We start from the raw sequence: 10160 nt of genomic DNA on the forward strand, positions 1-10160 counted from the left end.
TTATTTTCTTAAATAAAATCATTTTTATTAGACAAAAAATCCCTCATTTTTTAACTTTTCCTCAATTTTTACTACAATTTCCGATTGTTTTTCAGAGGGAATTTTATTGGGAATTTCACAGGCAATTCCAATTATACTCATTTCTTTAGGGCTAAGAAATGCACCTTCCATTCCATATCGGGCAACCTGCTTCCAATACTCAGCCCCTTTTTCGATAACATATTTCTGAGCAAAAATGCCATCATCTGTTTTTTGAACTTTCTCAGCGCTCTTCTCCTGCGAATTGATTACATCATTATCCAATAAACCTGCTACAAGATCATGATTTAATGGTATTGATAATTCTTGAAGTTTCTTCCAGCATAATTCTTTTTTACACCATTCAGTTACGTTGGTTATACCCTCCGGAGTATTTTGTATATGCTCATTTACCAATTCAGCAATAGCCATGAGTTGTGTTTCAAGTGCTATGGATAGTTTTTGAGATTTCCATATCTGAGTTAAATCCAGATTTTTTCCTGTTTCTGAAACCATACGGGCCAATTTTGCTAAAGAATAGGTAACAATATTGGCTTTATATCCGCCATACCAGCTTTGTTTCATAATACTCTTGTCAAGAAAGTGAAATAAAATGGCCTTTGCTATAATATTCTGAAAGTAAAGCTCATTGAATTGTTTTTCATTTTTCTCCCAGTTCTGCCCGATTTCATTAGCGAACTTGGCAAAGTTTTTTTGTGCACCTAAGCTTACGATGTGTGGTTGCATATTCAGTGAATATTCAAATTTTGCCAGATCAGTCTTTGTAAACATTTGCGACCTGGGGTTTTTAGAGAGAAATTCCTTCGTTTGTGCCTGCGTTAAGTTGGCCTGAGCATTGGCATATTGCCCTCGGGCGCGTTCATAAAACCAATGAGTCTCTCTCAATCCACCTTGCGGAGAAGGAGCCCATAAGCGACGCGATATTTCTTCCATACGTAAATGAAATGGATGGTTGGAAAAGAAATCTGCTGCGCTCACTTTATTTTGCGTATTAGCATATTCTGAAATTCTGGGGACAACTGTTTCAGCCTGTTCCGGCGAAATGACTGTCAGCTTTACCTGAATGTAGACTTTTGATAATTCTGCTTTGTTCTTTTTCGTAGCAGTAAAAATTGAGGCGGTTGTTTGTCCACCGTTTACAATCTGAAAATTGGTTACAGATTGTATTCTGCCATGCAGAATATCGGTTTGGACATTCTCTGCTGTGGCAGTCAATCCATTATTATAAGCAAAAAACATTTCCGGTTCATTCTTAATAGTATTTCTGATGCCTTTATTGACTTTTCCCCGAAATTGAAGAAAGGTTCTTACATTCTGTTCCAGAAGTCGCTCTCCGTATTTATCATAAAGATCAGCAATTATTTCTCCTGGCATTACCAGAAGATAAGAGGCAAAATTATCAGAACCGGTAAACGCTGGCAAGCAGGGTATTCCTTCCGGCAGAATTTTCTGAAAGTCAATAACCACATCTTCACGGGCCCTACCAGATGATTCTATGCGGAACAAACGGCTGATATCCCAAATATCATAAGTACAGCTATATCCGTCAATATCATTTTTGCTTATAGCACTAACCCGGTTACTGAGTTGAATATTGGTCAAAAGAAAAAACTGAACTCTGGAGATACTCTTTGATTTATTCTTGTCATAAATTTCCCGGGCTAATTCATATCCCGGTGCACTTTCTTCCAAAGCAATCAGGAATTTAATATTTAAGCTTTCACTAAAAAATTTTTCCAGTCTTCTGAAATTGCGTATTACCTCAGTGTTCTGTAACGTTTCAAGTTCACCGCTGAATCTGAAATCGGTGACAAACAGGCTCAAAACCTCAGTGTCATTATTATAGTCCCATGCATCTACGCGAATACCTCTGGGGCTGTTTTTATAACCGGAATAGACGTAATTTTCGATTGTTGCCTGATCAACGAGAAAGTCACATATGCGCTCGGTAAATACAGCCTCAGTAAAATTTTGTTCCGCCCCCGAACGTGCATAAATGTCCTGCATAAATTCTGTATAGAAATCGTCGATACTCATGAAATTTTTACCATCCAATCCGGTCGGTTTTTAAAAGGCTCGCATTCTGAAAGACTGATATCGTAAGAAAGTTTTACAATACCATGATGGATGTCGTGGTTGCAAATTCTGGGGAAGCCCTCTGTTACCTGAAACATTTTTTCACCAGCCAATATATAAGTAAAATCCAGATAGCTATCCGAATCTATATATCCAATCATATGCAGAAGGTCATTAAAGCGCTCAATATGGCTTGAAGTATCTGATTGCAGAATATCTCTGATGTTAGAAATCAAACCTGGCAGGTTAATGGCATTCTCAGTTTCAGGTGTGGATTTCCCTAAAGTTATTACGAAGAGATACATTTCCGGCAGTTGAGGACATAACTGTTCTGCCGATGAGATTCTTACATAAGGGGATGTTGCCCCAGATTGACATTTAACTTCAATGGCACTGTTATTTATATTAAAATCCTGGGGTAATCCTTCCGTACCTTGCCAGAATTGAATTGCACGGCCAGAGCCAAACGTGGGAATGAGATAATTCCTGATGAATAAAAGTTCGCCGATCAGGCCTTTTATTTTTTCTTCAGTCAGCAGTTCACTTCGATTCTTTCTGAGGAATTCATGCCAGCGGGTCAGACGCCTGAGTATCGTTTGAACCGCAGAAGCTGATGTTTTTGACTGCCGCGTTGCCTGTACCAAATCGTTACATAAAGATAAAAATAATTCCCAGTTGCTTTGCTCATTCAGCAGTAGTACCAAACGGTTACTGTTTATACTTCCATTAGCCGGAATGTAGGCGGTCTGAATCCCTACTAAATCCGGCAAATTAATGTTAGAGATACTTTCCGCTTCCGATGAAAATTCATAGACAAACAAATATCGCCCAAAATGATCCCTTGCCCAAAACAAATCAAGGCTGTGAGTATGGTCAATCCGTCTGGCACTAACATCTTTTGAGGGCGGATTAATTTCGTCCCAAGGGTTATTCATCTTCATTTTCTTCCTCTTCATCAAACAAATCCGGAAATTCGTTTTTCCACCAGACTGTATTTACAATATATTCCACTAGGTTATGTGGTTTCTGGTTGCCAGCTTCACCGGGAAAACTGATACCATAAGCAGCAACTCCGTCAGAATATAATGATTCTCCTTCTTCTTCGCAGTCCAGCATATGTAATATCAGAAGAGGATTCCAACCAAGCTCATTTCTTAATTTTCTATATACAGCACCAGGAACAGATTTGCTGTGTGGATTGTCTTCTTTGTATTTGTTTTCAGCTTGTGTTGTTTCTTTATGTGGTAAAGCAGCAGATTCCTGAACAGCATATCCTACTCTTCTTTTCTCTTTGTTCACAGCGATCCCAATATCACCGAACCTTGAAACAGTTCGGGTCTGAAAATTGACCCTATGTCCTCCAATGTTTTTATATTTTCCGGTTTCTTTATAAGGTGAAATTAAGATTATATCCCATAATATTAATTCTTCTTTCTCAAGAATATCTATATAACTTTTTAAGGGTGTGGGATTTGTTAGTTGAGAAGCAGGATGATTACGAAAATTTTCGATGAATTTTTTGACAATGCTAACTGGAATAGCTGACCAAAGATAACCGGCAGGGACTCTAACATAATTTGATGTATTTTTACCCTCCAAAGGCTCTGCAATATTCAGCATTTCTTCAACAATACCAGTTAAAAGATGGCGATTTGCTTCCAGTGCGTCAGCCTTTTTTAACAGGATTGATGTTTCGACTAATCTGCCTTCTAGGCTAACTTGTCTGGTAATCGGAATCCCTGTTCTCATTTTGTTTCTGGCAGTTACAATCAAGGACTCAGGATGAGCACGGACGCACAACCCAAAATCTTTGGGTGACATCCCAGCTATTTTCATTCTCTTGAATTCCTCGCGCAACTCATCGGTGACATCTGAAATATGGGTATACCATGACTCTGCCTCAGGTGTCATATATATCCGACAAAGATCTGAATAGCCATCACGATATCCAAACCAACGCCCCATTTGCATCAGGGTGTCATACATTACTGAGTTTCTCAGAAAATAACTGACCGTCAAGCCCTCTAAAGTTAGACCTCTGGAGAGACTCATCCCGCCAACAGCAATCAAATTGCGACCTTGAGGATAATTACGACGGCTGTAGTCCAATGGTTCTGCCGCAGATGAGGAATTCACCTCAATAACCTCTATGGGTGAAACAGCTTTCTTCAATTCAGGTTGGATTTGGTCCCAATTAAAGCCGGTACTTGTAAATTCATTTTCAAAATATCTTTTAAGATCTGTCATTGAAATATTTTTTAATGCTTCAGCAGCGGTCAGTTTGTAATGATTGATAATTGCCTGACGAATTTCTTTAAGATATTCATCGACCAGCAATTTTACATTCGACTGCACAGCTGTATAGCGACTCACATTAATCATCATTGAGTTGTGGGTAGCTTCTTGCTTTCTAAGGAGTCGAATAGCACGACTGAGAATAAATATATTTATAGCTTCTTTCAGACTATCAGGAATATCATTCGGTTGCCAGTCTTTTGGGTGTTTCAAAGGTAAATCGTCTTCATAATCATTTAAAAAGCGTACAATATCCATGTCCCTATCGCTTGAGAAAACCCTTGCCGATCCTACATAATTATCGGGCGGGTCAAGACTGATAATAAAATCCCTTGGGAATAAGTCGTCGCCAAGCATCTCACTCTCAGTTTCAGGGTCAATAAAAACATTGGCAAATGGTGTCGCCGTGTATCCCACGTATGATGATCTGTCAAAAAGATGAAGAAGTTCCCTGATTTTTCGATTGATTGTAGTTGCTAACTCTCCGTCTTTGTTGGTATTGATTGAGGCATGGTCTGCTTCATCATCAACAAGAAGCATAGGATAGTTCTTGAGATTATGTGGGTTATTGTATTTTAACCAGTCAATGAGATTTTCTAGGGTTCTTTTGTTTTTCTTTACTACTAAGACAACCGGTTCTTTTAAATCCCCAATTCCCACACCTATCTGATTAGCTACTGCCTTCCTGAAATCTTTGGTATTTGTTGTGAAATATGCCGGTTTCTTTTCGTTAGAGAGCAGTCCAACACCAATCGCCATTTTTTGCTCAGTATCTCTTCCGATAAACCCATTGTCCACTCGAAATTGGGTTTGATTTCTAAGCGAATTCAACGTTCCGGCCAAGACAATAATGACTCTATATCCACTATCTGCCGCTTTGTTAATCAAACCTATGTAGTTTGCAGTTTTTCCTGATTGAACGTAACCGACAACCATCCCCTTTCTGGCCCACTGCCCAGCCTTGTTGGGGTTTTCTAAATGGTCAAGGATTTGGTCTGTAATACTATTAAAAACACGAATTACTTTAGGGGAAAACTGTTGTTTATTCAAAAGTCGTTTATATCGATCCCAGTAATACCATTCTATATCTCCTCTTGCGTCATTTAGCCAAGGGCGGTAATCATCGGCGGCAAACAGTATCCCCAAAGACATGCTGATATTAAATCGTTCTTCGAGTTTCCGTGTGATAATCTGAATATCCTGCTCTGAATAATTGCCTTGAATTGCAGTGATAGCTCTTACTTTTTCTTCAATAACTGCCCTTTCAACAGAATCAACATCCAATGATGATAACAAACTTGCCGCAGCATCTTCAACCTGTATTAACTTATCACTCACTTTTGTATCCTCTTTGTTTTAAAATTTTCCTTGTAATGTTCTGATTAGAAGCAAAAGGATCAGTTGAAAGCAATTTTTCCGAAAGTCCATTCTCTGGAGTTCCGGCAGACGACCAACTTTGAATAAATATATCAAGCAACATTTCCAGTTCTTTCTCGCTGAATCCGGGCTTCTCAACTTGTTCAGGGCTACTGGCAATATCGTTAAAAAACATATCAACGGGAAAACTGCTTTCAAACATAGTAATCAGGTTTCCAAAAAAAGCCTTTTGCTGGGCAGTGGCACTGTTCAGCAATTCTATAACTATCGGATGCTCTCTGTTTATTTGATAAGAAATTGTTCCACCTGATGCAACACGATTCCAAACAGGACTTTTTATGGTGGTAGAAATTTTTGTTCCTCTTTGCCGATAAACCCGACGACCAGATAGTTCAATCTTGCTTATCACCTGCCTTAATTCATTCTTTATTGTTTCTGGTGGAGATGCGTGTGATTTTTTAATGTCAATCTTCCATAGATGATCAAGTGAATTTGGGATGTCAATCCGAACTCGTATAAGTTTATTCAATTCTTCTTTTTTAATCAGCCTGAACCAAGTACCTTTGATGATTAACCTTCTGTTTCTGTAAACATAAAACCCCTGATTATGAAGATAACCACCTTCACCTGAATATTGAATGTATTCTTGTCGGGACACCTTGTTATGATGAGGCAAAACATAAGGTTGTACTACGATTGTTTCGCCATCTATAATAATTTGTTGTTCTTCAAGTTCTTGGGTTGCAAGATTTCGGGGGTTAAATGGATTAAATGCGGTCAGTTCATCTCCATTTATGCTGATAGTTACTTTTTTCTTTCCGGGGTCAGGTGATAAAAAGCGATGAAAAACCAATTCGAGGTGTTTTCTGGCACCATCAATCAGCGCATTAAAGTGACTTTCCTGTTTTGACAAGTGGACTTGTTCTCTGATTCGATCAATGTTTTCCCAAAAAAGAATTGTTCCATTTGCAGCATTAGTTAAAAATTCGTTGTAAATCGAATTAAGCGTATATCTTTGGCGAACAGCAACTAAATCTAAAACGCCAAGCTTCCAACCTGTGTTTTCAGTTTTAGATAGTTTCTCCAAATCCCATTCACAGCAAGCAATTTGCCCGCCTTTTTTGCTCAATACTGTAAGATGGCGAGATTGTGAAAATGAGGCAGTTTTCATACCCAAGCCAAATCTTCCCAGATCGTCTATTGTACGGGCTTCTAATGGGTTCATACTACCAAAACGCATAGCATCAATAAGTTCGTCTTTCGTCATTCCGGAACCATCATCAATAATTGCCAACCAAGGGTTTCCTGAATTCCAAGCAAACCGTATATTTATCTGACCAGCTTCGGCTGTTATGCTGTTGTCAATTATATCAGCGATAGCTGTTTCTATTGTGTAGCCAATATTTCGGAGTGACTCTATCAGAGATATAGGGGAAGGAGCTATCTCAACGTAATTATTCATCAGAAGCCTCAGAGAACATAGTTAATTTATGTATGCCCTTAGCATCAATCTCCATACATTGATCATTATCAGCGGTCAGGAACTTTTTGATTAAATCTCCCAGTTGCTGTAGTTTTTCTGTATATTCGGAATGCTTTATATTTTTAAAAGTGCACTCCCAAATAATAAGATAGGCCCAATTGGAAGCAATCAATGATGCAAAGTTTTTTTTATCACGATGGATATTGTCTTCAATCTTCTGCCTCCAAAAAACCGCATTAGATTTTGGCCATTTAAAGTATTGGCAGTTATGTTTATGCCAGAAGCAACCATGCACAACTATTGCTTTTTTTCGACCAGGAAAAACAATATCGGGTTTTCCTGGCAACCTTTTGTAATGCAACCGGTACCGGTATCCATTTGCCCACAACCATCTACGAACTAACAATTCCGGCTTAGTGTCTTTGCCTTTTATTTTTGACATGTTGTAACTGCGTTGTTCGGGTGAATGCACATCCATATTACAAATATTATCCAAATGATTTTATAGGTATTTTACATGTTTAATAGTTGCTACCATGTCTCCCACAGCTTTTCAGCTATCTTCTGAGCAAGCAGAACAGGAACCGCATTTCCTATTTGGCGAAAGGCAGCTGACCGTCCGGTGTTTTCTGAGGCACTCTCAAAAAAATAGTCATCAGGAAATGTTTGCATTCTGGCCGCCTCGCGCGGGGTTATTGAACGGTTCTGATCAATATCGGGATGAATATAGTAATGACCGTCTTTGGCTATATGAGCTACAACAGTATGAGATACAGGAAGATCTGCAGCAACAACCTTAAACCTGTCTGTAAATGATGTTTGATTCTTATGCGTCTTAAGGTTATCCGGCAAATCATGATAATACAGACGGTGACGGTGTTCGTTCCATTTTTTAACGGCAATACGATAAATTTCGAGATCCTGAACATTGTGTGGTCGGGCTATGTGTAGTGTTACCCGTTCATTGCCGTTCCTGATTCCTGCATCATACAGATAATTTCCTGAATAAATCTTTAATTTATGTGGAGATACAGATCCTGTTCCGGCTTTGAGAAATGGTAAATCCTTTAATATCTCTTCTACATTTATGCCTGGCTTCCATTCTTCCGGCATCGGGAAAAATCCTGTCTTTCCTTCTCTGTTCCCAAATAAAATAACCCGTTTTCGCTTTTGCAAAACGCCATAATCATTTGCGGAAATAATTTTTTCTGCCGTTTCATAACCCTGCTCTTTAAAGAGTTTTTTCATTGTACTAAGGTAAAGCGCACAATTTTCATCTTTGGCAGACAACAACCCCATGACATTTTCAAATAAAAAATATTTAGGTTTGTATCTCCTCAAAAATTCAGCATAATAAACATAAAGATAATTCCGCTTATCCCCCTTCATCCCGTTTTTATCTCTGGCACGTCCTGCAAGAGAATATGCCTGACAAGGTGGTCCGCCAATAATTAAATCAACTTTTTCACCTCGAAGAAGAATATCAATCTCGCCAAATATTTCTGCTAAAGAATCCTCCCTGATTTCCGAATTTATAACAGATAGAATCTGTTTTTTTGGAACAAGCTCATACAACTCACCCCGAGTAATACTTCCATGCAGATAAGCATTATAACGATCAAGTCGGCCGGAATTCTTTAGCCAATGATAAGCAGCTCTGGTTTTCAGAGTAAAACAGGCAGCTTTATCGGCTTCTACATGAGCAACAGGGGTAAATCCAGCCCGAATGAAGCCTTCAGATAAGCCACCAGCACCTGCAAAAAGGTCCAGAAATCTAATAGTTTTTTGCTTATTATCCGTCATTGGTTTTATATTTACCTAACATTAAAATCAATTTATAGCTCATCTGTTTCAGGGAACGTTTCGCAAAGCAGCCTTCCTTGCATTTAAGCCGCTTTGTTTTTTGGTTGAAGTTTGTAAGAGCTTATAGGTGTCAAAAAGGGCGGCTTCGATCTGATGCGGGTTCAAATCAACGCATGCATCAAAAAGAGAAAGGGTAAGTTCATATGCAAAATATCGGGCATGATAGAGTGTGCTCATATTTCAAAGCTCCGGATTGAGAACAACCAGATGCATAACAGATAACTACCAAAAAGAAAAGGTTCTATAGCTGTATATGAACAGTTTTTTGAAATATTTAGTGTCAAACTCAGGCCGACCAAATTGATTATGCCCCAAAAACTCACTGCTTTCAACATGCCAATCTAAAACATATCCGAGATCCCAATTCCCTAAGTTTTGCATTAAATTTACATTCATTTATATCTTCTTCTATGTCTGAAGCTGCATTATGCCAACCGTCTTTCCGTTTCAGCTAAACACTCCCCGCCAACCTCAACCAAACATCCCGATAATCCTCACCCGTCATCTTCGCGCCCTTGGGTACAGCCTCCTGCCAACGCTCCCCGGTTGAATGTTGCCTTTCGGCTCCCGAATTCAACAGAGCAAGCTTTCCTTGTTCAACAGCCTTTTAACAGTTTGCCATTTCCCAGATTCGTCCCGACCGATCTTTGCACGGAATTTATTCTCATCAAAACGGCATGTTCTGTATTGACGCCATGATATATCATAACCGGCAGATTATTTAAAGAGCGTCTTTTGTTATTGGCTAATTTATTAAATGAATACCTGTCAGATCCTTTAAGATGGGTGTGCGGCAAATTTATGGGTAACGATTTCAGATTGCGGCCCGATGTTCCCAAAAATCTTCCCAACGGTTGCTTAGAATACTACAGCGCAGAGCTATTATACTATTTGCGCCACTAACCGTCCAGTGCATACCCGACTGTTTCAGCCGCTGTCCAACCACGGTTCGACAGCCTGCCTCCAGAACGCCGGAACCTATAAAAAGACCCCGCTTCCTAAAATGGGCGTACCGCATCCTTTCCTT

General features: G+C 39.2%; 7 protein-coding genes and 1 pseudogene. All 8 read right to left on the reverse strand.

Translation table 11 applies throughout. The features are described 5' to 3' along the window. Positions 1–27: 27 nt before the first annotated feature. Positions 28–2076, reverse strand: a complete 2049-nt coding sequence (locus tag VXK47_RS07585) for an AIPR family protein (RefSeq protein WP_435548167.1) — start codon at positions 2074–2076, stop codon at positions 28–30. Continuing rightward, a complete protein-coding gene (locus tag VXK47_RS07590) occupies positions 2073–3050 on the reverse strand; it encodes a PD-(D/E)XK motif protein (RefSeq protein ID WP_435548168.1) in 978 nt (325 codons plus the stop codon). Before VXK47_RS07590 ends, VXK47_RS07585 begins: the two co-directional genes overlap by 4 nt. Then, a complete protein-coding gene (locus VXK47_RS07595) occupies positions 3043–5748 on the reverse strand; it encodes a Z1 domain-containing protein (protein ID WP_435548169.1) in 2706 nt (901 codons plus the stop codon). The genes VXK47_RS07590 and VXK47_RS07595 overlap by 8 nt, the downstream gene beginning before the upstream one ends. After that, the gene (locus VXK47_RS07600) at positions 5741–7249 is read right to left on the reverse strand and encodes an ATP-binding protein (RefSeq protein WP_435548170.1); all 1509 of its coding nucleotides are present in this window, start codon (positions 7247–7249) and stop codon (positions 5741–5743) included. The genes VXK47_RS07595 and VXK47_RS07600 overlap by 8 nt, the downstream gene beginning before the upstream one ends. After that, complete coding sequence (locus tag VXK47_RS07605) at positions 7242–7748, reverse strand: very short patch repair endonuclease (RefSeq protein WP_435548173.1); 507 nt, start codon at positions 7746–7748, stop codon at positions 7242–7244. Before VXK47_RS07605 ends, VXK47_RS07600 begins: the two co-directional genes overlap by 8 nt. 53 nt (positions 7749–7801) lie before the next feature. After that, on the reverse strand, positions 7802–9073 hold the full coding sequence (locus VXK47_RS07610) for a DNA cytosine methyltransferase (RefSeq protein WP_435548171.1): 1272 nt from the start codon (positions 9071–9073) through the stop codon (positions 7802–7804). A gap of 48 nt (positions 9074–9121) precedes the next feature. Beyond that, on the reverse strand, positions 9122–9310 hold the full coding sequence (locus tag VXK47_RS07615; RefSeq protein ID WP_435548172.1) for a hypothetical protein: 189 nt from the start codon (positions 9308–9310) through the stop codon (positions 9122–9124). Between the two features lie 637 nt (positions 9311–9947). Further along, positions 9948–10160: pseudogene (locus VXK47_RS07620) on the reverse strand (ISKra4-like element ISDesp4 family transposase); the annotation flags it as partial.

The organism is Desulfobacterium sp. N47 (assembly GCF_051233685.1).
Lineage (GTDB): Bacteria > Desulfobacterota > Desulfobacteria > Desulfobacterales > RPRI01 > RPRI01.

What these genes read in the sequence shown, in the direction of transcription:
- VXK47_RS07585 (WP_435548167.1), bottom strand. Translation starts at nt 2,076, where the DNA reads ATGAGTATCGACGATTTCTATACAGAATTTATGCAGGACATTTATGCA.
- VXK47_RS07590 (WP_435548168.1), bottom strand. Translation starts at nt 3,050, where the DNA reads ATGAATAACCCTTGGGACGAAATTAATCCGCCCTCAAAAGATGTTAGT.
- VXK47_RS07600 (WP_435548170.1), bottom strand. Translation starts at nt 7,249, where the DNA reads ATGAATAATTACGTTGAGATAGCTCCTTCCCCTATATCTCTGATAGAG.
- VXK47_RS07605 (WP_435548173.1), bottom strand. Translation starts at nt 7,748, where the DNA reads ATGGATGTGCATTCACCCGAACAACGCAGTTACAACATGTCAAAAATA.
- VXK47_RS07610 (WP_435548171.1), bottom strand. Translation starts at nt 9,073, where the DNA reads ATGACGGATAATAAGCAAAAAACTATTAGATTTCTGGACCTTTTTGCA.
- VXK47_RS07615 (WP_435548172.1), bottom strand. Translation starts at nt 9,310, where the DNA reads ATGAGCACACTCTATCATGCCCGATATTTTGCATATGAACTTACCCTT.